Here is a 25,684-nt window from a genome sequence, read left to right on the forward strand (position 1 = left end):
TTTAGCGGGTTTGGGTGCCGGCTCCGGGAAATAGGGCACGGGTGGCTTCGGATCCGGGACCCGGCCGGGCGTCCGATAGGGCTGCCCGCCCCGCTCGACGTGCTCCTTCAGCTCTTCCTCGGTCTGCTTCTCCTTCAGCTTCTCCCACTCGTCCTCGTTCTGACACGCGACCTGCCGCGGCCCCGCCCCTGCAACAGTGATCGGGCCGCCCTCGGCGTAACTACCGGCGGCTCGATGCGCGCCGTGTTCGAGCTGTGCCGGATCGGCCGTCCCACCGCGCCGTTGCTGCACCACGTGCGCGAGTTCGTGCGCGAGCAATTGATCACCCGCCGAGGTGCCCGGCTGATACCTACCGTCGCGAAAGGCGATATCGGAGCCGAAAGTGTAAGCGCTGGCACGCAACTCGCGCGTAGCCGCATCGGCCGACGAACCGACGTGCACCCGCACGTCACCGAAGTCGTCGCCGAAGCGCGTCTCCATCTCCCGCCGAGTAGCGGTTTCCAGCGGTGCTCCCGTCGTGCTGTGTCCACGAGCGGTGAGCGAGTGTGCGGGGACGGAGGTCAGGTCGACATCGGAGGCATCCGGCCGAATGCCACTGCGCGACGTTCCTTCCGTGTCGACATTGCGTGGTGTACGCCGAATGTCCTTGTCTTGCAGAGTCGCTCGACTGGCTTGCACAGTCATGGCCGGTCCTCCGTTCGCCGCGGGAACACTTGGTCGGGCAGGGGCAGCGATCCCCGCTCGGGCGGAATCACCTGCTCGGCAAGGCCCAACCGTTCCCTGAGTTCGGGTGGCAGAGCCGTGGACTGGAGCGGGACCGACGTGGCCTCGTTCCTACCTCCTTCGACCCTCTTGATTGTTTGCGCCATGGTCACGAGCTGAGACTGTTTGAGCACCTTCATTTTTGTGCCGGGTGTGACGCCGGCACCGATGTCATGAGCGATCTGTTTCGCATACGCCACCGGGTCGTCGCTGTGCGAGCTGGCATATGTCTGCATCGCCTCGAACAACGTGTAATCCTGGGTCAGTTGTCGATACCTCAGTTCATCGACGAGCGCCCGCACACCGGTGGCCTCGTCTGGAAAAATCTGGAACTCGCCAGAATCGGTTCCGATGGCTCCTGCGGACAATTTACCGTTCGCCCATCTGCGGAGGTTGCCTGGATTGTTATTGCGCGAACTACGGGTACCGTTGCCGCCGAACCGAACTTCGCTCTCATATACGACGTAGGTGACGCCGTCGACGCTCCAGGTGTCGCCCGCTCTGTATCGAGTATTGGGACTGAGCCGGAGCAGTTGCTGAAATCCTTTGCGATCGATGCCGCCGGAGGCGAGCAGACCCTCCGTGACCTTGATGGCTTTGCGGTGCTCCAGCCCGTCGAGCTGACGGGCGGCGTCGCTCAGCCTTCCGGTCTGTGCCGCGAAACGGGCGCCGCCGACACCCACCGCGTCCGCGGCTTTTGCTTCCCGCCCGGTCAGTGTCCCTTTCCATCGATAGAACCGAACGGCCCCGTCCTTGGCGGCGGTCGCGTCCACGCCTGTGACCGCGTCCACGACATTGTCCTTGCCGCCGTGGTACGCACCTTCGACCAGCGCCGTACGCTCGGCGCGTCCCAATCGCTTGACCTCTGCGGCGATGACCGCCGGAGCGCAGGTATTCAGTTCCCAGGCGGCGCGGGACCAGTCGGAATCCTTGACGTACCTATGGAATTCGTCGACCGGATCGGTCGTCGCGACCGCGGGCCGCTCGTCCTCGCTCTGGCAGGCGACGCGCACCGGGCTACGCTCGGCGATGCGAATAGCATCGGTGCCTGCCCAAGCGTCGGCGGCGCGGTGGGCGTCGATCTCCGTCGCCGACTCCGACGCGCTGGTGCCGGGCACCGCACGGCTTTGCTGCACAACGTGGGCCAGTTCGTGGGCGAGGAGGTGGTTGCCGCGGGGGGTGCCGGGGTGGTAGGCGTCGTCGCGGAAGACGAGATCGGCGCCGAGGGTGTAGGCGTGGGCGCGGAGGGTGCGGGCGGAGGTGTCGGCGGCGGGGCCGGTGTGGGTGCGGACGGCGCTGAAGTCGTGGCCGAAACGGGATTCCATGGTGGCGCGGGTGGTGGGGTCCAGGGGTGCGCCGTGGGTGTTCAGGCCGTTGGCGACGGCCGGGACGGATGTCAGGTCTATGCCGAATCCTGTTGTGCGGAAGTCTTTATCGTTCTCCGGCGCACGGTCACGCGCGGGCAGCGCACGCGGGATCGCGCGGGTTCGGCTGGGCGGCTTGTTGACCGGGGTGGACATGGGCACGACCTATCGGGTTCAGTTGACGGGGCAGTGGGCCAGCGGCTGGAATTCGAGCTGCAGGCTGCGGGTGGCGCCCTCGCCGACGAAAAGCAATGGCGCGTAGTGATGTTCGACGCCGTGCGGCGGCACGTACGATGGAGTCTTGCCGTCGGCATCGTGCGGCCAGATGATGTCGCCGGTGGCCACGCGGGCGGGGATGGTCCAGTAGTCGCCGACGCGGTAGGTGTGGGCGCCGCCGGGATCGGCTGCGAGGAACTGGATTTCGATTCCGTTCTCCAAGGGAATCCAGCCGTTGTCGCCGATCCCCTCGACCAGCTTGACCGCTCCGTCGACCAAGGGCGCGGCTTTGCGCTCGCGCTGATCCCAGCGTCGGACCTTGGCGTGCGGGCGCTCGGCGGGGTCGGTCTCGATGGGGCCGGTAGCGGTGGTGGGATCGATGGTGAGCAGGTTTCCGTCGACGCCGCTCAGCTTGACGCGGGTACCGGCGACTCCGGCGTATTCGAGGGTGTCCCAGGTCAATTCGACCCAGTCGCCGACCACGAATCCGCGTTTGGCGTCCTTGACGCCTGCCACGTGCAGTCGGTTGCCGAGTGTGCCGGTCCAGGCGGCGGCGACCGATCCGTTCTCCCGCGACCACACGAACGAGGTCACCGATCCCTCGACGGATTCGTCGGCCACCGCGGCGATCTCGACGCGGTACAGCTGATTCTCCACGCCCCGGTAGTGGGCGTCGGGCGCGGCCAGACACGGGTCGTCCCCGGATGTCGGCGGGCCGGTCCGCGCGCGCAGCAGCGGCGGGTTGCCGCGCAGCCCGGCCCGCCACGTCTCCAGCGGGAAGCGCCCGCATGAGGGTTCTTCGTCGGTGTACGCCGCTGCGCGCACCTGCCAGATGACCTGGCGGCGGGATGTGGTGTCTGGTCCACCGAGGGCGACCTCGCGGATGCGATCGTCCTCGAGCGAGCTGACGTGGCGCTCCCACACGTCCAGATACACCACGTACGGCGGGTCGGGCAGCTCCAGCCGTTCGGTGGCGATCGGGTACGGCTGCTCCGACCAATGCACCTTGTCGAGCTCGAGGGGCAGCTCGACCCGGATGCCGTCGACGTAATACACCCCCGCTCCCAGTTCCAGATCCCGGCGCCCATTGCTGATGGGGTCGGGGTGGAAGCCGAGGGTGTCGGCCGGGCCGCCGTGCGGGCCGATGAGGTCGGCGGCGAGGGTGCGCTGGGCGCCGATCAGGGTGGACATGGCGGTGTTCCAGTCCGACTCGACGAGTACTCGGCCCTGCTGGAGCAGCACGAGACTGTAGTCGGCCGGGTCCGGCGTCAGCCGGGAAAAATCTCCACGCATCGGAATCTCCTAATTCGCGATCAAGACGGCAACGTCGGTGTGGGCGGGGGTGAACTGTTCGAGGCGGGCAACGAGATTGGCCAGCCGTTGCGGCTGGTACAGGTCGTGGAAGACGCCCATCTCGGATTCGTCGTCGGCGCCGCGCCCGATCTCGGGTGCGCAGTCGGTGCGCAACTGCGCGTAGCCGGGCGTCCCGTAGCGCAGGTCGGTGAATCGCGGACGCACCCGATCCCGTTCGGCGGCAAGCAGTTCCGTCTGCTCGTCGCCGCGGACGGCGGCGTCTACCATGTCCGGTTGGCAGCGGTGCCTGCGCGGCGTCCGCGACCCGGGCGGCACGTAGCTGTAACGCACGCAACCGATCTGGCGGCGCGCGACCCGAACACAGCCTAGGAACAGCGTGTTCTGGGCCAGCGGGATGGCGTGGACGCCGACCGTGCCGATGACGGTGCTGTCGGTGAACGAGACCGCGGCGTGGGCCAGCGGCCAATTGGGCGCGCCGACGGCCTCGCGTTCGCGATCGGTGGCGTCGACGATGCTGTCGCTGATCTCGATGCGCGTGGGGTCGGCGGTGACCTCGTCCGCATAGACCTGGATGGACCCGATGATGCTGCGCTCCACCGAGATCCGACCGTCGCACAGATAGATTTCCAGGCTCGGTTCGGCGGGGCGGCGCGGTCGGCAGTCCCCGGTCAGCCCCCAGCCGGGCACCAGCGTGCAGTCGCGGATCTGTACCCGCTGTAGCGGTCCCTCCACATGCACCGGGCGTCCCGCGACCGTGACTCCGTCCAGCGTGAAACACCCACCGGGACGGCAGTTCTCGCCTTGCTCGGTGAAGACGGTGAGCGCGTCGGGCGCGTTGCGTTGCTTGTCGAGCAGGTAGATCACCGGGCGGGTGCGGTCGGCCGCACGGAGGGTGAGGCTTTCCCCGCGACGCAGTTCGATGGTGAGCTGCTCGACATAGACCTCGTTGTCGCGGATCTCGATCACCGCGACCGGCTGCTCGTCGCGCACCTTGTCCCACGCGTCGAGCGCGTCCTCGATGCTGGTCACCATGCCAGGGCCGACCTGCTTGGCGACCGCTTGATAGAAGGTGCCAGGCGCGGGAACGGCCAGCCTGCGCGGGTATTCGCCGCCGCCGATGTCGGAGCTGAAACCATAGTGGTAGCACACCCACACCCCGTGCGGCGGGTGTCCGGGCGGGAACGCCAGCCGCCCCAGCTCGGGATCGATCGCCACCTGGTCCTTGGGCGTCCGGTAGGCCCAGTCGGTGAGATCCGCGACGATGAACTTCTCGGCGGGCACCGGAACGCGCCGTACCTTGCCGCCTACCCGCTCGCCGACCTCCACACTGAAACTCCTTCCGGGACCGTAGTAGTCACGAAAACGGCGGTGCAGCATATGTCGTCGGATCGGGGTCGGCAGGCCGAGCTCCCCGCCCGCCTCCGGGTCGGGCCGGGTGAACAGCGGCGCGTCGTTGCCCAGCACACTGAAGGTGAAGCAGCTGGGTCCGACCTCCTCGATACAGGCCGCGGGCGCGGCGGTGACCGGATATGCGCGCAGCCGCCACACGAACACCCCGACCTCGGGAATGTTGTGAAACCCTTGTCCCCGTGCGGAATTGATCCGCCGCACGTCCACGCTGCGGGCCAGGCTGTCGAACGGCCCGCCGAGCTGGTCCAGCCGTTCGACCTGACGTAGATCGGCGACCGCACCACGGTCGGGGTGCATATGGTTCAGATTCTGGAAAACCGCGAGCAGCCGGTAGAACTCGACTGCCTTCGCGGGCCAGCCCGCCACATCGGCGGCGAGCTCTTCGAGCAGCGCCAGGGTTCCTTTGCGGCGGTGCGCGCGCACGCTGTCGGCGACCTCCCGGCGCGGGATCAGCGCCCGCACTTGTTCGGGCGCGGCCTGCGCGAGTTCCCCTGCGGCGCTGACGGGTCGGTAGCCGACCAGGTCACCGAGGTAGGGCACCGCCCAGTCGGCGGCGGTCTCGATGAACCAGTTGTCGTAGAGCCCGTCGAGATCGTCCTCGACGTGGCCGACCTGTTCGCTGATGACGCGCAACAGATCCCGCAGCGGGAAGCCGGCCTTCTCGTCACGGGCGCGGTGGATCGCGGGGACCAGCCGATACAACTGGTCCCATCGCTCGGCGGGCAGGGTCATATCGCCTCCAGGATCAGCGTGTCGGGAGCCGTGGGGCTCAGGATGAGCAGTTCGGCCGGCCGGATGCGGCCGAGCCCTCGCGGGCCACCGCGGTCGAACGCGGCCGGCGCGGCGGGCACCACCGGCAGCAGGGAGAGCCCGGCGGTCGGATCCTCGCTCACCAGTTCGGTCTCGCCGAGCGAGTCCAGTATTCGAAGGTCGGCGTAGACCACGCCGGGCACCGCCTGGATCTCGGCCAAGACCGCGGATTGGGTTATGGGCTGGGCGATTTCGCGCTTGCCCGGCCCGAACACGGCCAGCAGGCGGGCGCGGATCGCCGGCTCGACCTCCGCCCACACCCGGTCGGGATCGATGCGCACCCGCGCCGAGACGGCCAGGGCGCGCAGCGTGCGGATGGCGACCTGCACCTCCTGATCGGGATCGCCGAGGTTACGCAGCGCCTGCCGCAGGTTCGCGGCCAGCGCGGAGGTGGGCGCGATGGGCGCGTCGTCGATGCCCGCGACGGTGACGTGCACGACCAGCCGCCGACCATCGGACAGCTCCCGCGCGGCGGCCGCGCCGACGCCCGCGAAGGCGACGGCGAAATCGGCGTAGTCCGAGACCGATACCAACCGGTCGAGAGCCTGCACGCTGACCGCGGCGTTGCGGCGCACCGTTTCTCGGCGGTCGCGGTCCGCCCCGCCGGTGGCGGGCTGCGGGTTGGTGACGGCGGTGACGCCGAGCGGCTGATCCAGCGGAGTGGCGATGCTGCCCGCCGCGGCATTGCCGGAAAGCCCTATGCCGCTGCGGTATCGGGCACGGATGTTCTCGATGCCGGTCGGCGGGCGGGCCGCGCCGAACACGACCGCGGTGTTGCCGTCGTCGTCGGTCTCGATGACGTAGCGGCGGTCGTCGCGGCCGATGTCCAGCAGGCTGTCTGCCTCGTGCCAGCGCACCCCGTCCACGAACACCTCGAGCGCGGCGCTCGCTCCCGCGCTGGTCGGCGCGGGCAGGTAGGTCAGGGGTGGCTGCTTGAGCGGGTAGCGGGCGAATTCCTTGGTGGGATCGCCCGATCCGAGGACTTCGTCGCGGGTCTCGCCGTGCGTGGCGGGGGCGACGTTGCCGTAGAGGATCACGCTCGATCGCAGGTAGGTGTAGGCGAGCGGGGCCGAGAAGCGTACGAAGGTGTGTACGGTGTCGCCCGGCAGCTCGACCACTTCGCACGTGCAGCCGCCGTTCAGTTTCCCGCCGCCGCACTGACACACCACGATTCGTTTGGAGTGGTGTTCGACCGCCGCGACCATGACGAGTTCCGAGCCGGGTACTCCGGTCGGGCCTCTGCCGTCGTGGCCGCGGACCTGGCCGGCCTTGATGGCGGCGTCGGTGCGCTCGCCGGTGAGGATCAACCACCGGCCCGGCGTCAGCTCAGGGAACAGCCCGTCCAACTCGACTGTGTCGCACGAGGAGTCGGCGTCGCTCCCGACCTCCGACGACGCGGCGGCGAAGTACTCGGCGGGCGGGCAGCCGATGTCCTTGTCGTCCAGTGAGATTCCCGCCGGGACGAGATCCTCGGGGTAGCCGAGCACGGTGGTGTTGTCGAGCACGTCGTGCAAGGGCTTGGTGCCGCCGCCTGGCGGCCAGGCGTTCTCCAGCGTGAGCCTGCTGACCTTGGTCGACAGGCCGAGGATGTTGGCGGTCACCGTCTCCACGGCCGTCACCTTGTTCGGTACCGCCTTGGCGCCGAGTACCGGATTGATCAGGACGATTTGGCTGCCCGCGGTGATCGCGGGGTAGACCGCGTCCAGGTCCAGGGTCGTGCCGGACTTGTAGTCGGGCGGTTGGATGGTCGGATGATCCTCGTCCACGTCTTTGGGCTCTGCCTCGCCGACGTGCACCGCGCCGCTCGATGTGCTTTCCGGCCGCACGCCGAGCTTGGTCAACTTGGGGTCGACGTAACCTTTGATCTCACCGCCCTCGTAGCGCGGAAACTTCGGCGCGGTCGCGCCGAACAGCATGGCGCTCTGACGCATTCGGGTGATCTTCGGCGTCTCGTCGTCGTCGGCGGCACTGTGCGCCAGTGCGGCGTCGAGCGTCCCCGCGACCTCGGGAACCAAATCGCCGAGCAACGCGGTGACTCCCGCCTTGTCCGCGCCGAGCAGATCACGCAGATCACGTTTGAGATCGGCCGCGTCCGCAGGCGGCACGGACGCCGGTTTGCGCAGGCCTTTGACCAAGAGCTCGAGCCGAGTCCTGTCCTCCCTGGCCTCGCTGACCTGAACCGCTTCGGCGACAACGGGCGCGGCGCGGCGCAGCGCGGCGGCGAGATTGCGGTAGTGGCTCGCACACACCTCGACCGCGGTGAGGTCGGCGGGCGCGTCGACCACGACCCCGGTGACATCGAAGACCACCAGAACGTTCTTCTCGGCCAACTGCGCCACGATCCGATCGCCGACGCGCAGATCGGTGAGCGTGCCCTTGAACGTCAAATTCTTCGTACCCCAAAGCGTTCGGCTGTTCAGCAGCTGCGGTTGCCTGCGCCGCACGGTCATCGCGCTCAGATTCCCGTAGCCCACAACGGGTTCGGCGGTCTCGAAGGTGGCGGGCAGCTGCCCCGGCCCCGGAATCTGCTGTGCCTTGGTGCCCGCCGGGATCGGCACCCGCTGATTCGGGTTGACGGTGAACGCCAGATACGCCGAGGCCGACAGTCCGGGGCGCGGCTGGTAGCCGACCAGTTCGGCCAGCCGGCGCACCGAGTACTCCTCGGTGGCGGTGCGCAGGAACCCTTCGTTGGCGATGCGCTCGGTGTAGAAGGTGAGCACGTCGGCGAGGGTGGCCCAGCCGTCCAGCAGCGCGAGGGACAGATCGCCCGGGTCGCGGGTGGTGAGGCCGGCGAGCGCGGGCAGTTCGGCGCTGCCGAGCCGTGCGCGCATGCTGGCCAGGAATTGCGGATGGGTACCCACCCGGTAGGTCAACGTGGGGAGTCCGGGCCGGTTGGCCACCGAAACCGGTGTCGCGACGGTGATTCCGGTGCAGCAGTTGTCGCAACCGCATCCGGTGTCGGCGCATCCGCTGCCGCATCCAGTGTTCATCGTCCACCTCGCAGGTCAAGTCGCAGGATGCCGTGCTCGGGCGCGGCCGGATCGTTGTCCAGCCGCGGGATCTCCATCGGCCGCAACGGCAGCAGCCCGTCGGCGGGCAGGTCGTCGACGTCGGCGGGCACCGTGGATTGGCCGTAGCGGCGCAGCCGGGTGACCCTGGCGTTGCCGACCCCCGGTATCGCGGCGGCCACCGCGACCAGGGTGCTCGCGGCGACGGTCGCCCCGAAGGTGACCGCGTCCGGATGGAACATCCCGAGTGTGCCGTCGGCGAGACGTCGATTGCCCAAGCGGGCGTGCAGGATTCGCGCGATGTCCGCACGCCGGTACCCGTCGGCGACACACACCGTCAGGTCGACCTCGAGTCCCACATTGATGGCGGGCCGCACGGCGACGTCGTGCCCGATGCGGCGGTAGTGGTCCAGGCGGGCGGCGATAGCGGCGAGTAGATCCGGACACGGATCGAACGCGCCGAAAACGTCCACGGCGACACGCATCTCGTACCAGCTGCCGGTCCAGCGCTGTTCGCCGGCGGCCCGTTGGACCCGAGCGGGGAAGTCGCGCATGGTGAGTTCGGCGTAGTCGGCGGGGGTGATGGCGCGGCGGCGGTCGCGGCGCATGGCGTGCGGCGCGAACTTCTTGACCTCCGTGACCGATTCCGGCGCGAGGCCGCCCACGGCGGGCAGCGGATTGTGCAGCCGCACCCGAGCACCGCTGACGAGGTTGTCCGACAACAGATGTCGCACCGCGTCGGGCCCGACGTTCCCCGCCGGCCCAGCACCCACGCGGTACCGGGCGCTGAACTGTTCCCCGGCGGCCGGGGCCCGCCCGAGGGTGTCGTCGCCGAAGCGCAGGTGCGCGACGGCCTCGTCGTCGGTCTCCACCACCACGTGCCGGTCTCCGGGCCCACTGTCGAGCAGATCCGCACGCGGCGCCCAGTCCGCGTCGGTATCGCCGAGCCGGCTGGACAGTCGCAGTTGTGGCAGCGCGGACCGCGGATCGTCGAGCATGATCGCGGCGGCGGGCGCGTCCGATGCGAACGGCGTCCGATACGACAGCGGGCTGCCGGTGAGCGCGGGCCGAAATGGCCCCGGCCGCAACACCGGTGGGTCCGGACAGCCGTCCCGGCAGGGTTCGACGCTGGAGCGGACGGGAACCGCGGGGAGATCTTCGCGCGTGGTCCTGCCGTGGTCGGCCAGGATGACATTGCCGTACGCCACGCTGACCGGATCGAGCACCGCGCACGCGGGCGGCGGCCCGATCGCGGACAGGCACAGCGGGAACGGCAGCGCGTCCGCTGTGCCCCAACGGATCTCGACGACGGTGGTATGGGTGAGCGGGTCGGTGTCGCGCCGCACCTCGGTCAGTCGCACGGCATGCCGGTGGCTCAGATCGGCGTCGCCCGGGACACCGGTGGCCGGGCCGAGGATCTCCTCGAACACCAGCACATCCCCGGGCGCCAGACCCAGCGCGCTCGCGCCGTTCTCGTCGCAGACATCGACCAGTGTCGCGGCCGTGGTCCCGGTGGGCAGGCAGCAGTCGCCGTCACCCCAGGTGTAGAAGTGGATGACGGACCGCGCGGCGCGCACGCGCACCGACTCGACCGGCTCGTACCACAGGTACTCGTCGGGCGAAATCCGCTCCAGTGCAGACGGTTTCATCATAGGTTCGGTGTGCGGCAGCAACGCGGACAGATCGGTGACGAAGGCGATCGGCGGGTCCAAATTCTTGGTCGACTCCACGACCACCCACACCCGCGCGCTCGCCCCTTCGTGCATGCGGTAATCGACCAGACGCGCATGCCTGCGCACCGAGGTCCGCAGCCGCGCCGTGGTCAGATACGCCTCGGTGGCGATCGCGTCCTGCCGGTAGCTGAGGTGATCGCCCACGTAGGCAAGCACTTCGAGCAGCATCACGTACATGTCGGCGGCGCTGCGCTCGCGCCAATCGGGCACCAGTACCGCCATCCGATCCAGCAGCAGATCGGTGAAGCTCTGGTAATCCTTTGCCAGATAACGGATATCGGGTTGGGGCCAGGCCGGGGGCGGGCACGGGGCGGGCAGGCAGTCCAGATCGCTGGGGCAGTCGACCTTGAAGCTGAATTCCAGTGCGTAGTAACGCGGGTCGAAGCGATGGTGGCGGGTCGAGGTGGGGTATCCGTACGCGTCGGCCTCGACAATCTCGAGCCGATAGCAGGAGAAGTCCCCGGGCCGGTCCAGCCGCACCGTGAGGCAATCGTCGCGCTCGGGGTCCTCGTTGGCGCAGACCGAGAATTCGGTGACCCGGATATCGGTGATCCGCCGCCCACCCGTGACGCGCAGATTGCCGAGCACCAGATCCTCGGGCGCCTTGTCCAGGAAGTACACCGTGAGGCTGCGCTGATCGGGGGACACCTCCAGGTAGTCGAGCCCGTTCAGGCACTCATCGCGGCGGACGAGTGCGCGGCGACGCTCATCGCGGCATCGCAACATGGCTTCGGTCATGGTGTGCTCCCCAACTCGATATCGTCGACGCGCGTCTCGCCCAGAGCGCGCAGCAGGTACTCGATGCGCACCGTCAACGTGGCGTCCTCGCTGATCACCTGCAGGGTGCGCACCTCGATCACCTCGCCGAGCCAGCGCGCCAGCGCGGACTGCAGACTCAGCTCGACGGCGGCGGCGATCTCGGGACTGTTGGGCCCGAAGACGTGGCGTTCGAGGCCGGCGCCGAAACCGGGCCGGTTGACCCGCTCGCCCGGCAGGGTCAGCAGCAGCTGCTCGATCATCTGGCGCACATGCGCGGGCTGGTCGGCGGTCGCGGTGCGCCCTCGATTGTCGAAACCGTAAGGGAACGCGATGTTTACGCGGTCGGTCATAACGCCACCACCCTCGTCTGTGCGGACAGCGGCAGCATCGGCGTGCCCGAGGGCGCGCACACCGAGGTGCCGCCGAGAACGGCCAACGGCTGCCCGTTGGAGGTCACCCGGGTGGTGCCGGTGATCCACTGCCCGGTCACACACGGCCCGTTGGCCGCGATCGGCGGCGGCAGCGCGCACCCGGCGATCAGGTACGGCACCGACAGCAGCGCGGTCGGCTGCGCGGACACCGTCACCCGCGGATTCACCGACGCCGGCGCGGCGGTGCCACCGTGACTGCATTTGACCTGTGCGCCCAGGTGCAGCAGCGGCCCGGGCATCAGGTCACCACCAGCGCGGTCTGATTGACCGCCACGGTGGGCCCGACCATGGTGAGGGTCGCGCCCTTGCCGTTGCTCAGGTAGATGCCGGAGTCGTTGACCACCACCGTCGCACCGCCGGGACTGCGCAGCACGATCCCGCCGGAGACCGGCGTCGGCGCGGCGTCGCTGAGCAGCACCGTGCTCTGCCCGGTGGTCTGCACCACGATGTTCTGTCCGGGCGGGATCGGGGGCGGCACCAGTGCGAGCGCGGGCACCTCCGCGGCGCTGCCCCAGAAGCCGCCGACCCAGATCGGATAGTCCGGGTCGCCCTGCTCGAACTCGATCCACACGCCGGCGCCGATCTGCGGAACCATGAACGTGCCCTGCTGTTTTCCCGCGATCGGCACGCACGGCATCGCCCAACTCGACGGCACGAGGCCCAGCACGTCGGGCACCTGGGCGAGCAGGCGGCCGCGCTGCTCGGGATCGATATTGTTGATGACGGTGCCGCGGTACTTGCCGTAGTACCGGGCGCCCGCCGTGTCGTCGGGGCTCGTCATACCCGTACCTCCGGAACTGTGGAGACCAAGCCGTTGCGGCTCAGACTGAACGACTGGGTGTAGCTGCCCGCAGAGATCTTGTGCGTGACCTGCGTGACGTAGTGCAGCCCGTCGAACGCGGGGCCGACCCCGCGCACCCCGACGAGCTTGCGCGCCTGCAACACTCGCCCGTACCGGACGACGTCGAGGGTGCCCTGCCCGGTCACGGCCTCCGCGTAGGTCGAGGCTTTGGCCATGCCGATCAAAATCGCCTGTACCGGAGCGAGTTTCGACAGATCGTCGGCGACCGGCGCGAAATCGGCGAGGCTGGTCGGCAGCGGCGGGATCGCGCCCAGGGGCGGATTCAGCGGGGTGATCGGCGGAATCGGCACGGGGATGGTCACTTTGGTGAGCTCGTTGTACAGATACACCGTGGGGATCTTGTTCTTCGTCGAGTCGAAGCGGAACGACAGCGTCTGAACGTTGGTGTGCGCGTCCATATCCACGTTCAGCGCGGGCTGGGGGACACCCGCCTTGATGCGCGGCCCCCAGTAGGCGACATTGACGCCGGACTTGGGGCCGGGGTCGATATAGAAGACGTAGCCGACTCGCGCGGCCAGATATCGGATGTAGGCCAGATCGGTGCCGCGCTGACTCGGGATGCTGCCCGTGGGCAACGGCACGTGCACGTACACGCTCGGGACGATCAACGGAACCACGCCGAACACCGCGTATTTCGCGAGCAGCAGCGCGACCCTGGCCTCGGCCGGCATCGCCGGGAACGGCAGCCCGCTGAAATCCTGCTTGTCCATCAGCACGCTGATGTCCTGCCCCATGATCCGCAACTGCGAATGGGTCTCGTCGGTGCCCGGCGCGATCTGATGATCGGTGATCACGCCGTCGGCCAGCACCGTGGATTCACCGTTCACGGTGACCTCGATGATCACCCGCATGAACAGGATCGGGGCCTTCCCCGCGATCAGGAACAGGGTCTGCAAAGGCGACCGGTTGCCGAGGGCGAAGTTCAGCTGGAAGCCCGTGCCGCGTTCGGAGGTGGTCACCTCGACCGAGGTCAGCGCCTCCATCACGGTTTTGGAGGCCGGGATCGGCACCACCGGCCCGATCATCAACGACAACTGCACCCGTTCAAGCACCGGGCCCACCCCCGAACCCGTCGGGCAAGGTGATCCGCAGCCTGCGGCCTACCCGCTCGGTCAGCTCGTCGGGGCGGACGGCCCGGTTGGCGTCGGCGATCTGCCAGAACTGGGTCGGGTCGCCGATCTGGGCGGCCGCGATCCGATCGAGGCGATCGCCCGCGACGACGGTGTGCGTGCCGATCTGCACGAGACGATCCGGGTCGGGGCAGAAGCGCCGTCGCAGATAGGGATACACCCGGCCGTTCGGCGCGCGATAGGTCGCGACCTCCACCGCGGCGTAGCGGCTCGACGGGGGAAATGGTGCTGGTGGCATGGTCGGTCCCTCCTATCCGATCGTGGTGATGCCGAGTTGGCTCAACGAGGCCGAACCGGGCGCGGCGAGCCGTTCGGCGGCGCGCAGGTGGTTCAGGAAGATCGTCGAGCCGGGATGGTCGTAGGGCAGGTCGTTGACGGTGAGCACCCGCATGCTGAGCGACACCTTGGCGCGGATCGGGTTGAGCGCGGTGTCGAAGGCCTCCTCGACGATGTTCAACCCGGTGATCCGCACCGGCACGATCCGGTGCCGGCTCCAGACGAACAGCGTCAGCGGCGCTTCGGCGGGGATGATCTCCAACTTGCCCGCGCGGGCGAGGGCGTCGTTGGCGGCCAAGGTCGCCGAAGTCGGGTTCACCAGACCGGACAGGAACGCCAACTGTGGGTGCAGCCCGTCGCGCACCGCGGCGGGGTTGGTCCCGGCGGCCTCCATGGCGTCGGTCAGGTCGAATTCGGCGTCGACACTGTAGGTTTCGGTGGCCGGACCCTTGAGCCGCAACGCCTCCGAACGATCCTGGCCTCCGGCGCCGGTGCCCTGGGGCTGTAGCGAGCGGGTGACCGAGTCCGGGTTGTATTGCAGCGGAAAGGTGCGCATCGGCCCGCGCGCCGGGACGATGACGATCCCGCCGCTGATCACCCGGGGTGACAGTGTCATGGCCGCCCCCTGCCGGAGTGCCCGATCGCCCGGGTTGTCGCGGTGGCGATTCCGGCCGCGAGTGACCCGACCTTGTTGTCGGGCAGCGTGATCTGTCCGGCGGCGACCTTCGCCACCGCGACCGGAGCCCACGGCTCGCCCGGCGCGGTCAGCTGCTCGGTAATGGCCGTCTCGACCGCCGACAGCAGTCGCGCGCGGTCCGCCTGTGATATCGGAAGCCCCTGTAGCACAAGCCGTTCCACTTCGACTCTGATATTCATGCGGACACCCCCTGCTCGACGCGGAAATCGGCCTCGTTGACCGGGCGGTTCTGTTTGCGCAGCTGGTCGCGGGTGGCCATGAGCACATCGCGCATCCCGACCTCGCCGCCGTGCGCGGCGGCTCGGAACGCCGCACCAAGGGCCGCGTCGGTGATCGCCGCGCCGGTCAGCGAGACTCGCGCCAGCCGTGCGTAATCCAGCGCGCCGACCGGGGTGTCGGCGGGAAACGCCAGGCGCCACATGCGTTCCCGATCCTCGGCCGAGGGGAACGGGAAGTTCACCACGAACCGCAGCCGGCGCAGGAACGCCCGGTCCACCGCGTCGCGCATATTCGTCGCCAGGATGGCGAGCCCGCGATAGGACTCCATGCGCTGCAACAGGTAGTCGATCTCGATATTGGCGTACCGGTCGTGCGCGTCCTTGACCTCGCTGCGCTTGCCGAAGATGGCGTCGCACTCGTCGAAGAACAGGATGGCCTCGCCCGCCTCGCCCCAGTCGAAGATGGTGCGCACGTGTTTCGGCGTCTCGCCGACGTACTTGTCCACCACGCCGGCCAGGTCGATCCGGTACAGATCCAGGCCGAGGGCGTTGGCCAGCACCTCGGCGGCCATCGTCTTGCCCGTCCCGGTCTCCCCGGCGAACAGCGCGTTGATGCCGAGTCCCCGGTTCATCCGCGCGCCGAAACCCCACTGCGAGTACACCGTTGACCGATGGGCGACCTGCTCGGCGATCTGATGCAGCTGGTCCAGTTCGTGGTCGGGCAGTACGAGGGTGTCCCAGGTCGCGACCGGCCGCACGCGGGTGGCCAGCTTCGCCAGGCGCGGCCGCAGCGATTGCCTGGCGGCGGTCTGCAGCGCGCGGGTCGCGGCGTCGGGATCGGCCGGGAGATCGGTGTAGCCGACGATGCGGGCGATCTCCGGACCGTCGAGGCGGAACTGCTCGGCCAGCACGCCCACGCGCGCCCGCTGCTCGGAACCCAGTGCGCGCGACCACAATCCGTGCTGTTCGCTGCCGGTAGGCCGGGCGACCTCCAGGCTGACGGTCGGCGCCGACATATCCGGACTCAGATCCGGTGCGCTGGTCAGGACGAGGCCTCCGCTGCGCCGCACGAACATCGCCCACGACTGTCGCGGCGCGGCGTGCTCGTCCCCGCCGTCGTCCTCGAACAGCAATGCCCGTGGCGCCAGCAGGGTTTCGCGATGCCACAGCCGGGCCAGCGAGTCGATCTCGGTGACCGGCACTGCGGCCAGCGACGAGATCCGCACCCGATACAGCTCGAGGCGCAGGGCCGTCGCGATCGCCGCGGCCACCCCGGCGCGGTCGGGGGCGTGGGTGCCGACCAGCTGCACCACGGGTAGTTCGCCGGTATTCGCCGCACGTTGGATCAGGCGCACCGCCGAATCGGCGACCTCCTGCTGACTCGGCGGCAACGTGTCGCCCGCCGCCATCGGCTCCAGGCAGATCGCCAGCCGCGCGTCCAGGTGATGTAAACCCTTGATCGCGTGCAGGATTCGCTCGTCTACGCGCAGCGGCGCGCCGGTGGACATCGGCTCGGCGCCCGCGTCGGCGAGCTGCCAGTAGCGCAGCGGACGCTGCGGCGAGCGTGCGTCCCACGCGGCGTCGTCGAACAGGTCCATGGCGATCGCGAAACTCGGCCGGGCGCTGCCGTAGGCCGCCTCCAGGAGCGTGCCGATGCCGGTATCCAACTCCGGTGCCGCACAGAGCAGCAGCACATTGCGTTCGAACTCGGTCAGCCCGAACACTCGGCGCAGCATCTCCAGTTCCGGGACGCTCTGCTCCGCAGCATCCGCGATGTGCTGTGCGGCCTCGGCGATCTCGGCATCGAGCGACGACGGCCGCGTCACCGGCTGCGCGGGCGTGACCGCCGGTGCGGGCTCGGTGTGCCCACGCCACCAGCCGCGTGAACGGGAGACCGGTGCAAGGGTTTCCGGCATCTCGGCGACGGGGACCGGAGTGACCGGGCCGCGTCGTTGCGCGACCCTGCGCAGCAGCAACCGCAGCCACATCAGCGACAACACCAGATAGCGATCGTTCGGGTCGAGCCCGGACTCGTTCATGACACCACCACCTGTACCGCCGGATCGAACTCCGGCACCGCCGGGCTGCCCGTGTAGCGCACCGGATCGCTGTCCGCGCCATCGATGCGCAACCGCACCGTGTAGGTGCCCGGACCCACCAGGGGGAAGGTCGCGGTCACCGTGCTGAAATCGCCGGCATCGGGCGCGGTGACCACCGTGGCCGGCGCGGCCGACGCGGAGCCGAGCAGCACCGAAACCTCTTGCCCCGCAACAATTCGCGGTTGGCATCGCAGCGTCACCGACACCGTCCCGGCGGGCACGGCCAGCGGGGAGGTCACCGAGATGGTGGGGCCGAGCCCCATCGGCACGCTGTTGCTGGCCACCCGGGGCACGCCCACCCGCTCCGTCAGCGCGCGCACCTGATAGAAGCCGCACACCGCGCCCGCGTCGGCGGGCACCCGCACGCGGCGCTCCTGGTCCCCGGCCACCTCGGGCGCGGCCACCAGCGGTGCGCTCAGGCGCGGATGGCTGAACTCCACCGCGCTCACCGCGGCCAGATTCGAGCCGAGCATGCGCACACTCGCCCCCACCGTCGCGATCATCGCGCGCTCCGGCGCGAGCACCGCGGTGAGTACCGCGTCGCCGCCCGCGACCGCCGCCGCGCCGCGCCGCAGCACCGGCAGCGGCGAGCGCGGTGTGCGCGCACTGTCGATGAGCACGACCGACACCTCGTAGGCGGCCGAGACCCGATAGCTGGTGGCGAAGCCGCTCCACAGCTCGAACATGTCGTGGGTGGACAGCGTCAGCGGCGTGATCCGCACCCGCTCGGGCTGGCGGTCCAGATCGCTGACCGGCTCGCCGTGATTGGCGTCGACGATCTCCTGCCTGCCGAGCAGGGTGTGGTCGTGCAGGATGCTCATCGCCAGACCGAGCACTCGATGCGCGGAGGCCTCGTCCGCGCCGTAGGCCGTGATGAGGTAGTGCAGCATCAAAGGCAAGGGGGGACTGCCGGATTCGCCGGGACGCAGCCCCATCGGGTCGCTGTTGCGGAACGCCGCCGACATGGGCGTGTTGTAGAGGAACAGGTTGAGCTGTTCGTCCGAGGCCGCACCGTCGCGCGCCTTGTCCAACGGCAGCATCGTCACGTTCGGGGTGGCGGCGACCAGCAGGGTCTGCAGAGTACGGGTCACCGCGGCGATGGCGTGTCCGTTACTCATCGCGCCCCCCGCTGGCTCAGATAGTCGTCCAACCCGATCACGGCCGGCCGGTGCGCCGGTTCGGTCTTGCGCACGCCGGGCTCGGCCGGTGTGGCGCGCACCTCGATTCGGCCGATGCTCACCTGCACCACCGGTTCGGCCGACGGTGCGGTGGATGACGAATCTGCTTGCTGGACAGAGGAATTCATAGGCCCTGCCGCTCGCGGAATCATCGGCGCGGGCAGCGGAGGAAGTGGTGGCGGTACCAGAGCGCCGCGTTCGGGCTCCCTCGGCGGGGCGGGGCGGACCGGGTCGTCGAGACGCTGCTCGGACTTCGAGACTGGGTGAGGCGTCACGATGCGCTGTTCCGTCGAGTGATGGTGCACCGCAGTCACTGTCGGCGTCTCCGGCTGATCCCGCACAGGGGTGCTCGCGGCCGATATCGGGGCATTCGGATGCAACACTGCTTGTTTCATCGGGCGCTCAGAGCGCTCCGGTGTGCTTTCTCGTAATCGCCTGTCCCGCAGCCGCACCGGTGACTCCTGCGGCGTGCGCTCCGGCGACAGGGAGGGCGTCTTCACGGTCGCGTCTCGCTCACCCGCCACCCGTTCGACCACCCGCTCAGGCTCCGGCGCTGCCGCCTCGGTATCGATATCCGGCCCGCTCATCCCGCCGGACTCGAACCGGCCGACCGGGCGCGGTCGCAACCGCGGTGTCTGTGCTCGGTTGTTGGCGATCATCGCCCGCAAACCCCCGTTCATCACGACCACCGTCCGGCCAGCGACAGATACATCTGCCTGCGCCACGGGCTCAACGCCACGATCGCGTCCTCGCTCCAGCCGAAGACCGCGGCGAGCTCGGCGACCTCCGCCAGCACCCGCAACGCCCAGCGATCGACCTCATGCCACAGAAACGACGCCGGATCCAGCGAAAGCCGCACGGCGTCACCGCAATCCGGGCAGGTCAAGGCCGCCTCGAGCACCGCGTCGGGGTCCGCCGCCGAGATCGCCGCGTCCATCGCGTCGGCGAGCTCCTCGGGCAGCTCGTCCACGGACAACTCCTCGCCACCGGACCGGATCGACAGCACGCATCGCGCGAGCAACCGCCGCGCGGCCTGCTCGACCGGAAGGTCCGCGACCGCGCCGAGATCCCGCCGCGTCGGCAACCGATAACGCACCCCGTACGCGTCCAGCACCGCCTCGCCGGCGTCGGCCGGCTCGCCGGATATCAACTCAGTCAAGGGAATCGACGCCTCGAGTTGCGCGCCGCAGTCCGGGCAGTCGGCCACCGTGTCGGCCGAGGCGCCGAACAGCAGCGCCCGCGCCCGCAACGACAAGCGGTTCCACTCACCGAGCGCGCAGTCGTCCAGATCCCGGTCGTCCCCGCACATCAGCGCGAGCACCGGCAGCGCCCGATCGGCCGGATCCCCGCCGAGCCCGGACTCCCACGCGTCCAGCAGCGCGGCCGTCGCGGGCACCCGGAGTGCGGTTGGCACAGTCATGCGATCACGCCAACGTCGGTTCGGTCGGCTCCACCACGGTCAGGTCCCGCTCCCAGCCCTCGTTCTCCAGCTTGATGTGCTGGATCGAGATGGCGTTGGCATTGGCGTCGAAATCGGCGACCGGCTGGAACTCCGAGACCCAGCAGCGATAGATCTTGTAGGTCAACACGACCTGGCCCGCCTCGTTGTAGACCTCCAGCAGGACGTCCTTGCGGAAGTTGGCCAGCGAGGTCTCCGCGCCCAATCCGGCGCCGAAGCTCCACACCAGGCCGGCCCACCGCTCGAACTCCGGGTCGTGGGTCACCCCGCGCTCGAGCGTGATCGCGTCGAACTCAGTGCGGCCGGGCGACTTCCGGCTCGTCGAGGGATCGCCACCGTGCCGGTGCTTGACCACCTCGGTGGTGCGCTTGAGCGCCGACACCTTGGATACGCCGGCGACGTAGCGCCCATCCCACTTCACCCGGAACTTGAAATTCTTGTACGGGTCGAAACGCAGTGCGTTGACGGTGAATTCCGCCATGACAGTTCCTCCAAACCTTCGGGCAGGTATCAGACCGCGAGCTGACCGGCGATCTGCTGCAGCTTCACGATCACGAATTCGGCGGGCCGCAGGGGCGCGAAACCCACCACCACGTTGACGATTCCCTTGTTGATGTCGTCCTGGCTCGTGGTCTCCTTGTCGCACTTCACTGAGTACGCCTCGGCCGGCGTCTTACCTTGAAATGCGCCCTGCCGGAACAGGCTCTGCATGAACGCGCCGACATTCAGCCGGATCTGCGCCCACAGCGGCTCGTCGTTCGGCTCGAACACCACCCATTGCAGGCCTCGATACAGGCTCTCCTCGAGGAACAGCGCCGTGCGCCGCACCGGGATGTATTTGTATTCGTCGGCGATTCGATCGGCGCCGCGCAACGTGCGCGCACCCCACGAGACCCGCCCGTGCACCGGGAAGCTTCGCAGCACATTGATGCCCTGCTGATTGAGCGCACCATTCTCGAGATCGGTCAGGTTGTCGGCCAGCCCGACCAGACCGTTGAGCGAGGCGTCGATGCCCGCCGCGGCCTTCCAGACGCCGCGCTCGGCGTCGGTGCGGGCCAGCACGCCGGCCAGCGCACCGCTGCCCGCGAACTCCTCGATGCTGTTGTTGCGCAGCGGATTGGCTTGCAGCAGACGCGGATAGAACACCGCCGCGTTACGGGCGGCCTTCCCCGACACCACCTTGGCCAGCTCGGTGGCCGGATTCGACACCAACGCGTCGTGGTGCCAATCTTCCGGCGGATCTACGAGCAGGAACGCGCGACGCTCGATGCAGTATTGCAGGATGTCGTCGTAGACGTCCTTGTCCTTCAGCGTGGCCTCTTTCGGACCGAAGACGCACACCAGATTGAACAGATCGATGTCTTCCAGCAGATACTTGCCTTTGCGCGTCTCCCGGTTTCCGGAATAGGCGGCCTTGTCCAAGTCGTCGCCGTCATGTCCCTTGTCCGCGTCGGCGACGCGTTTGGTCGTGGTGTCCTCCCAGACGGGTTTGTCCGTCTTCGGATCCGGAGCCGGCGTCGGCTCCGGTACACCGGTGGGAAGCGTCGTCGCCGGATCGATCACGACCAGGGCGGACTCCGCGGCGAGAACCCGATCGACGCGGCGTGCGGTGTCCTTCACCGTCAGATTCACGAAGGTCTCCAGCGGCCCCGTCGGCCCGAGGCGTACCTGGAGATTGAACAGATCGCCCGGCTGAACCCCGAGATCCGTGGCCACCTCGTCGTCGACCTCGTGGTCGACCCGGCCCAGCAGCGCGTTGCCCCACGTCCCCGGCGACTTCGCGGTCAGCTCGAGCTTCGTCGCCTCACCGACTTTCAGTATCGCCGACGCTTTCGTCCCGGCTGCCGTGCTGGCCTTGTACAGCCGCGCGATCACCGCGTGCGAACCACCGTTGAGGAAGAAATCGCGGACCGCGAACCCCATCGGATACTTCACATCGAGATCGCCGTACTGGCGCACGTAATCGGAGAAGTTGAACACGGTGCCCGCACGATCGGTGGGTCCCTGTGGTGTTTGACCCAGGAATGCGGTGATCGACGTGGCGACGCCCGTAATGGTGCGTACGCCACTGGGGATCTCCTCGATGTACACACCGGGGTAGGAAACTTGAACTGGCATCGGGAAAGTCCTTTCGACTGTGCTACGCCAATGGGTTCTGGTGGCCCAGCACCACCGCGCGAATCTGATCGGGACCGAACTGCCCGAGCCGGCACGGGCACGGCCGCATCTGATACGTCCATGCCTCTCGCCCGTCGGTGCGCACGCTCAGCAATGTCGGCTCGGTCGGCCGAGCCAGCCGATCGAGCAGGCGGCTCCGCGAGGGATCCGTCACGCCGACGATGACCACGTCGTGGCTCGGCGGCCCGTCGACCGGCAGTTCGAGGGCCGAATCGTCGGAAAGCTGGTCGACGCGGACGCTGTCGTCATCGGCGAATGTGTCGGCGATGACGTCGGCGAGCAGCTTCGGCAACTCGAGGAGCGCAAGTCGAATGGGCACCGAATAACCATCGCCGCGAACCACCCCTCGGGTAAATGAATCCTCGGATCCATCTTTCCGCCGCCGGGATTCATATACCCGCGCCTTGCAGACGACCCCGCGCCACCGCGACCGCGTCCGCGCGCCGACGCACACCCAGTTTCGCGAGCAGGCTGTGCACGTGGTTTTTCACCGTCGGAATCCCGATACACAGTTTGTCCGCGATCTGCTTGTTGGAGAGGCCTAGTTCCACCAGTTGCAGGATCTGGTTCTCCCGCTCTGTCAGAGCCAGTACTTTCCGCTCCGAACGCCCCTGATCCGCGAGCGCCGAAACCCGCCGCATCAAGACCGCGGCCACCCGCGGCGAACACGGCGACTCACCGGCCAGCACGCCGGCGATCAGGACCAGCAGGTCCGCCAGCGATCCCGAACGCAGGTGATAGCCGCGCACGCCCGCTTCGGCGCACGCGACGATCTGCGCCTCGTCGTCCTCCGACACGCCGAGCACGATCAATCTGCTGCCCGGACTGTGCCGCCGCGCCGCCTGCATCACCGCGCGACTGTCGTAGGAGGCGAGATTCAACAGAATCACGTTGGGCGGGCGAAGACTCAACGCCCGAGCCATCCCCGCCGAATCATCCGCGGTACGCACCGAGCCGTTCACGAATTCCCGTGCGACGCTTGCCGCGAGCCCTTCGCGATACAGTCGGCAATCGTCGACGATCAGCAAGTCCTGACCCGTCGATATCGGGGCCGGAGAGCCGTTCCACTCCACTGGAGTATCGAAATTACTGTTCATGCCGCGCTCTCAACGTGCAGAAGTGTCTACATCCGTCGGAAACTCGAGCACCACGCCACCGTCGATCGAGAATTCACATCGTCGCGCGTTCGTCCGCCGTGGTCGTGAGTACCGGTCTACTCGTTCGGAGCCGGCCCGCCGCGCACCCCTGCCACGGCGCCCACGTCCAGGGCGGGAACCCGGCGCCTGCGGATTCCCGATCGCATGCCGCCCCCAGATTCCATGGTCGACTCCGATCTTGCGTCCGCCGCGGTGGCCGTGTACATCGACCGGTCCGTTCAGCGAACTCCGACGCCGGGAGCGACGAATCACGAGGTGTCAGCGCAAACAGCCTGGCGTGTCGCACATGGTGTCACTGTTGTCACAGTGATGTATGTGGTAGGTGATACGGCGCGCCTCCACCAACGGTTGAGGGTTTGCGGGCAGCATCGGGCGCATGAAGATGCTGGCGTTGTTGTCGAGGAACACCGAAACGCTGCCCGGCCTCTCCGGGATAGCCCGGGTCGATCGCGACACCCGGCGTCTGCTGAAACGCGTCGGACCAGGCGATGTCGTCGTACTCGACGAGATGGACCTCGACCGGATCACCGCCGACCGCCTGATCGAGGCGGGGGTGGCGGCGGTGATCAACACCTCGCCGTCCATCTCCGGCCGCTACCCCAACCTCGGCCCCGAAGTACTGGTGGCGAACGGCATTCTGCTGCTCGACACGGTCAGCTCCGACGCGTTCAGCCGGATCAAGGACGGCGCCAAGGTCCGCATCGACGAGGGCGTCGTCTACGCCGACAAGGTGATCAAGAAGGAGCCCGAAGTCCTGGTCAAGGGCATCGAGCTGACCGAGTCCGACATCGCCGAGCGGATGATCGAGGCCCGCAACGGGCTGGCCGATCATCTGGAGGCGTTCGCGGGCAACACGATCGAGTTCGTCCGCACCGAGAGCGCGCTGCTCATCGACGGCATCGGCGTGCCGGAGCTGGAGCTGTCGATGAAGCATCGGCATGTGATCGTGGTGGCCGACGGCCCCGACCACGCCGGGGACCTGAAGCGGCTCAAGCCGTTCATCAAGGAGTACGTGCCGATCATGATCGGCGTCGGCCGCGGCGCGGACACCCTGATGAAGCAGGGGTACCGACCCGACCTCATCGTCGGCGATCCGGACGAGATCACCAGCGCCACACTGAAATCCGGCGCCGAGGTGATCCTGCCCGCCGACACCGACGGCCACGCCAAGGGCCTCGAGCGCATACAAGACCTCGGCATCGGCGCGACCACCTTCCCGTCCTCGGGCTCGCCGTCCGACCTGGCGCTGCTGCTCGCCCACCACCACGGCGCGTCGCTGATCGTCACCGCGGGCGCGGCCGCCACGCTCGACGACTTCTTCGACCGCAGCCGCAAGGAGAGCAACCCGGCGACGTTCCTGACCAGGCTCAAGCTCGGCACCAAGCTGATGGACGCCAAGGCCGTCGCCACGCTCTACCGCAACCGGGTGACCGGCATCGGCATCGCATTGGTCGTGCTCGCCGCGCTGATCGCGGTGATCGTGGTGCTGCTCGCCTCCAACACCGGCACCGACGCCATGGCCTGGGCCGCTCACACCTGGGACCGGTTCGCGCTGTGGGCGCAGGGCTTGGTCGGCGCGGGCGACCGATGACCAAGGGGGAGTGATGATCTCGTTACGCCAGCACGCCGTCTCGATCGTGGCGATCTTCCTGGCCCTGGCCATCGGCGTGGTGCTCGGCTCGCAGACGCTGGCGGCGGATCTGCTGTCGAACCTGCGCGCGGACAAGTCCGATCTGCGTCAGCAGGTCGACACGGTCTCCGAGCACAACCGCCGGCTCACCGACCAGCTGAACGCGGCCGACCGCTTCATCGCCGGATCCGCCGGCCGCATCCTCGCCGGGACCCTGGCCGACCGCACGGTCGCGGTGTTCACCACCCCCGACGCCGACCCCGCCGACATCGAGGGCGTGACCAGGTCGCTGGAGACCTCCGGCGCCACCATCACCGGCCGGATCGCGCTCACCGACGCGTTCGTCGACGCCACCGAGGGCGACCGGATGCGCACCGCCGTCACCAACGTCATCCCGGCGGGCGCCCAATTGCGTACCGGCGCAGTCGATCAGGGCAGCATGGCCGGCGACCTGCTCGGCCTGGTCGTGCTGCTCGATCCGGCCAGTGGGCAAACCCGTGGCACCCCACAGGAACTCGGCCTCGTCCTGGAGACGCTGCGCGGCGGCGGCTTCCTCGCCTACGGCGACACCCCGGTGCGCCCGGCCCAGTCGGCGGTCGTGATCACCGGCAACGGCGCCAAGTCGGGGGAGAACAGCCAGGGCGCGAATATCGCGCGCTTCGCAGGCGCGCTACGCGGGCGCGGCGCGGGCGTCGTGCTGGCGGGCCGGTCCGGCGCGGCCGAGAACCCGGGTCCGCTCGCGATCGTGCGCTCCGACGGCCCGCTGGCCACCTCGGTCAGCACCGTCGACAATCTGGACCGGGAGATCGGCCGCGTCACCACGGTCCTGGCGCTGAGCGAGCAACTCAACGGCGGCACCGGTCGATACGGCACCGGCGCGAAGGCGACCTCCCTCACACTGGCCTCCGCTCCGCGTTGAACGGCCGTACGGCATATTCACAGCAAACGTGCGTGGCGTTCGTTCTGGACGGCTGATCCGTGTTACCGTGAAGA

23 protein-coding genes are annotated in these 25,684 nt (G+C 68.5%); 2 read left to right on the plus strand and 21 right to left on the minus strand.

Annotated elements, in window-relative coordinates; all coding sequences use genetic code 11:
- The 21 genes from ON39_RS45835 to ON39_RS13280 form a co-directional block, all read right to left on the minus strand.
- A partial coding sequence (locus ON39_RS45835) for an eCIS core domain-containing protein (protein WP_157195455.1) occupies positions 1-684 on the minus strand: 684 nt, incomplete at its 3' end.
- Positions 681-2,282 carry an eCIS core domain-containing protein gene (locus ON39_RS45840; RefSeq protein WP_051186567.1) on the minus strand — a complete coding sequence of 534 codons (1,602 nt, stop codon included), beginning with the start codon at positions 2,280-2,282 and terminating at the stop codon, positions 681-683. The genes ON39_RS45840 and ON39_RS45835, both read right to left, overlap by 4 nt.
- 18 nt (positions 2,283-2,300) lie before the next feature.
- Positions 2,301-3,635, minus strand: coding sequence for a DUF6519 domain-containing protein (locus ON39_RS13195; protein ID WP_040734145.1), 1,335 nt, complete (start codon positions 3,633-3,635; stop codon positions 2,301-2,303).
- Positions 3,636-3,644: 9 nt separating this feature from the next.
- The gene (locus tag ON39_RS13200) at positions 3,645-5,798 is read right to left on the minus strand and encodes a tetratricopeptide repeat protein (RefSeq protein WP_040734147.1); all 2,154 of its coding nucleotides are present in this window, start codon (positions 5,796-5,798) and stop codon (positions 3,645-3,647) included.
- Positions 5,795-8,866 (minus strand): putative baseplate assembly protein, encoded by a 3,072-nt coding sequence (locus ON39_RS45845; protein ID WP_051186568.1) that lies wholly within the window; start codon positions 8,864-8,866, stop codon positions 5,795-5,797. Before ON39_RS45845 ends, ON39_RS13200 begins: the two co-directional genes overlap by 4 nt.
- Positions 8,863-11,355, minus strand: a complete 2,493-nt coding sequence (locus ON39_RS13210) for a putative baseplate assembly protein (protein WP_040734148.1) — start codon at positions 11,353-11,355, stop codon at positions 8,863-8,865. The genes ON39_RS45845 and ON39_RS13210 overlap by 4 nt, the downstream gene beginning before the upstream one ends.
- Positions 11,352-11,726: a GPW/gp25 family protein gene (locus tag ON39_RS13215; RefSeq protein ID WP_040734150.1), complete on the minus strand. Its 375-nt coding sequence runs from the start codon at positions 11,724-11,726 to the stop codon at positions 11,352-11,354. The genes ON39_RS13210 and ON39_RS13215 overlap by 4 nt, the downstream gene beginning before the upstream one ends.
- Positions 11,723-12,046: a hypothetical protein gene (locus ON39_RS13220; RefSeq protein ID WP_040734152.1), complete on the minus strand. Its 324-nt coding sequence runs from the start codon at positions 12,044-12,046 to the stop codon at positions 11,723-11,725. The genes ON39_RS13215 and ON39_RS13220 overlap by 4 nt, the downstream gene beginning before the upstream one ends.
- Complete coding sequence (locus ON39_RS13225) at positions 12,046-12,588, minus strand: phage baseplate assembly protein V (protein WP_040734153.1); 543 nt, start codon at positions 12,586-12,588, stop codon at positions 12,046-12,048. The genes ON39_RS13220 and ON39_RS13225 overlap by 1 nt, the downstream gene beginning before the upstream one ends.
- Complete coding sequence (locus ON39_RS13230; protein WP_040734233.1) at positions 12,585-13,721, minus strand: hypothetical protein; 1,137 nt, start codon at positions 13,719-13,721, stop codon at positions 12,585-12,587. Before ON39_RS13230 ends, ON39_RS13225 begins: the two co-directional genes overlap by 4 nt.
- Entirely contained in the window at positions 13,714-14,037 is a 324-nt protein-coding gene (locus ON39_RS13235; RefSeq protein ID WP_040734155.1) for a LysM peptidoglycan-binding domain-containing protein, read from the minus strand. The genes ON39_RS13230 and ON39_RS13235 overlap by 8 nt, the downstream gene beginning before the upstream one ends.
- A gap of 12 nt (positions 14,038-14,049) precedes the next feature.
- The gene (locus ON39_RS13240) at positions 14,050-14,691 is read right to left on the minus strand and encodes a hypothetical protein (RefSeq protein ID WP_040734158.1); all 642 of its coding nucleotides are present in this window, start codon (positions 14,689-14,691) and stop codon (positions 14,050-14,052) included.
- Entirely contained in the window at positions 14,688-14,951 is a 264-nt protein-coding gene (locus ON39_RS13245) for a hypothetical protein (RefSeq protein WP_040734160.1), read from the minus strand. Before ON39_RS13245 ends, ON39_RS13240 begins: the two co-directional genes overlap by 4 nt.
- Positions 14,948-17,029 carry an ATP-binding protein gene (locus ON39_RS13250; protein ID WP_040734162.1) on the minus strand — a complete coding sequence of 694 codons (2,082 nt, stop codon included), beginning with the start codon at positions 17,027-17,029 and terminating at the stop codon, positions 14,948-14,950. Before ON39_RS13250 ends, ON39_RS13245 begins: the two co-directional genes overlap by 4 nt.
- A complete protein-coding gene (locus ON39_RS13255; protein ID WP_040734164.1) occupies positions 17,026-18,207 on the minus strand; it encodes a Pvc16 family protein in 1,182 nt (393 codons plus the stop codon). Before ON39_RS13255 ends, ON39_RS13250 begins: the two co-directional genes overlap by 4 nt.
- Complete coding sequence (locus ON39_RS48750) at positions 18,204-18,395, minus strand: hypothetical protein (RefSeq protein ID WP_146251228.1); 192 nt, start codon at positions 18,393-18,395, stop codon at positions 18,204-18,206. The genes ON39_RS13255 and ON39_RS48750 overlap by 4 nt, the downstream gene beginning before the upstream one ends.
- 551 nt (positions 18,396-18,946) lie before the next feature.
- Complete coding sequence (locus tag ON39_RS13260) at positions 18,947-19,687, minus strand: T4 family baseplate hub assembly chaperone (protein ID WP_051186569.1); 741 nt, start codon at positions 19,685-19,687, stop codon at positions 18,947-18,949.
- Positions 19,688-19,691: 4 nt separating this feature from the next.
- Entirely contained in the window at positions 19,692-20,207 is a 516-nt protein-coding gene (locus ON39_RS13265; RefSeq protein ID WP_040734165.1) for a phage tail protein, read from the minus strand.
- A 29-nt stretch (positions 20,208-20,236) separates the two neighbouring features.
- Entirely contained in the window at positions 20,237-21,844 is a 1,608-nt protein-coding gene (locus ON39_RS13270; protein WP_040734166.1) for a phage tail sheath family protein, read from the minus strand.
- Positions 21,845-21,866: 22 nt separating this feature from the next.
- Positions 21,867-22,223 carry a hypothetical protein gene (locus tag ON39_RS13275; RefSeq protein ID WP_146251229.1) on the minus strand — a complete coding sequence of 119 codons (357 nt, stop codon included), beginning with the start codon at positions 22,221-22,223 and terminating at the stop codon, positions 21,867-21,869.
- Between the two features lie 70 nt (positions 22,224-22,293).
- Positions 22,294-23,001 (minus strand): LuxR C-terminal-related transcriptional regulator, encoded by a 708-nt coding sequence (locus ON39_RS13280; protein ID WP_083894415.1) that lies wholly within the window; start codon positions 22,999-23,001, stop codon positions 22,294-22,296.
- Between the two features lie 436 nt (positions 23,002-23,437).
- Here ON39_RS13280 and steA point away from each other — a divergent pair, with 436 nt between their 5' ends.
- Both steA and ON39_RS13290 read left to right on the plus strand, forming a co-directional pair.
- A complete protein-coding gene (steA, locus tag ON39_RS13285) occupies positions 23,438-24,652 on the plus strand; it encodes a putative cytokinetic ring protein SteA (protein ID WP_040734171.1) in 1,215 nt (404 codons plus the stop codon).
- 13 nt (positions 24,653-24,665) lie between these two features.
- Positions 24,666-25,610 (plus strand): copper transporter, encoded by a 945-nt coding sequence (locus tag ON39_RS13290; RefSeq protein ID WP_040734173.1) that lies wholly within the window; start codon positions 24,666-24,668, stop codon positions 25,608-25,610.
- Positions 25,611-25,684 lie beyond the last annotated feature (74 nt).

Source organism: Nocardia tenerifensis NBRC 101015 (assembly GCF_000308715.1).
In the GTDB taxonomy this organism is placed as follows: domain Bacteria; phylum Actinomycetota; class Actinomycetes; order Mycobacteriales; family Mycobacteriaceae; genus Nocardia; species Nocardia tenerifensis.

What these genes read in the sequence shown, in the direction of transcription:
- ON39_RS45845 (WP_051186568.1), bottom strand. Translation starts at nt 8,866, where the DNA reads ATGAACACTGGATGCGGCAGCGGATGCGCCGACACCGGATGCGGTTGC.
- ON39_RS13200 (WP_040734147.1), bottom strand. Translation starts at nt 5,798, where the DNA reads ATGACCCTGCCCGCCGAGCGATGGGACCAGTTGTATCGGCTGGTCCCC.
- ON39_RS13220 (WP_040734152.1), bottom strand. Translation starts at nt 12,046, where the DNA reads ATGCCCGGGCCGCTGCTGCACCTGGGCGCACAGGTCAAATGCAGTCAC.
- ON39_RS13225 (WP_040734153.1), bottom strand. Translation starts at nt 12,588, where the DNA reads ATGACGAGCCCCGACGACACGGCGGGCGCCCGGTACTACGGCAAGTAC.
- ON39_RS13260 (WP_051186569.1), bottom strand. Translation starts at nt 19,687, where the DNA reads ATGACTGTGCCAACCGCACTCCGGGTGCCCGCGACGGCCGCGCTGCTG.
- ON39_RS13255 (WP_040734164.1), bottom strand. Translation starts at nt 18,207, where the DNA reads ATGAGTAACGGACACGCCATCGCCGCGGTGACCCGTACTCTGCAGACC.
- ON39_RS13210 (WP_040734148.1), bottom strand. Translation starts at nt 11,355, where the DNA reads ATGACCGAAGCCATGTTGCGATGCCGCGATGAGCGTCGCCGCGCACTC.
- ON39_RS13215 (WP_040734150.1), bottom strand. Translation starts at nt 11,726, where the DNA reads ATGACCGACCGCGTAAACATCGCGTTCCCTTACGGTTTCGACAATCGA.
- steA (WP_040734171.1), top strand. Translation starts at nt 23,438, where the DNA reads ATGAAGATGCTGGCGTTGTTGTCGAGGAACACCGAAACGCTGCCCGGC.
- ON39_RS13250 (WP_040734162.1), bottom strand. Translation starts at nt 17,029, where the DNA reads ATGAACGAGTCCGGGCTCGACCCGAACGATCGCTATCTGGTGTTGTCG.
- ON39_RS13270 (WP_040734166.1), bottom strand. Translation starts at nt 21,844, where the DNA reads ATGCCAGTTCAAGTTTCCTACCCCGGTGTGTACATCGAGGAGATCCCC.
- ON39_RS13265 (WP_040734165.1), bottom strand. Translation starts at nt 20,207, where the DNA reads ATGGCGGAATTCACCGTCAACGCACTGCGTTTCGACCCGTACAAGAAT.
- ON39_RS13195 (WP_040734145.1), bottom strand. Translation starts at nt 3,635, where the DNA reads ATGCGTGGAGATTTTTCCCGGCTGACGCCGGACCCGGCCGACTACAGT.
- ON39_RS13280 (WP_083894415.1), bottom strand. Translation starts at nt 23,001, where the DNA reads ATGAACAGTAATTTCGATACTCCAGTGGAGTGGAACGGCTCTCCGGCC.
- ON39_RS13245 (WP_040734160.1), bottom strand. Translation starts at nt 14,951, where the DNA reads ATGAATATCAGAGTCGAAGTGGAACGGCTTGTGCTACAGGGGCTTCCG.
- ON39_RS13235 (WP_040734155.1), bottom strand. Translation starts at nt 14,037, where the DNA reads ATGCCACCAGCACCATTTCCCCCGTCGAGCCGCTACGCCGCGGTGGAG.
- ON39_RS45840 (WP_051186567.1), bottom strand. Translation starts at nt 2,282, where the DNA reads ATGTCCACCCCGGTCAACAAGCCGCCCAGCCGAACCCGCGCGATCCCG.
- ON39_RS13240 (WP_040734158.1), bottom strand. Translation starts at nt 14,691, where the DNA reads ATGACACTGTCACCCCGGGTGATCAGCGGCGGGATCGTCATCGTCCCG.
- ON39_RS48750 (WP_146251228.1), bottom strand. Translation starts at nt 18,395, where the DNA reads ATGAATTCCTCTGTCCAGCAAGCAGATTCGTCATCCACCGCACCGTCG.
- ON39_RS13290 (WP_040734173.1), top strand. Translation starts at nt 24,666, where the DNA reads ATGATCTCGTTACGCCAGCACGCCGTCTCGATCGTGGCGATCTTCCTG.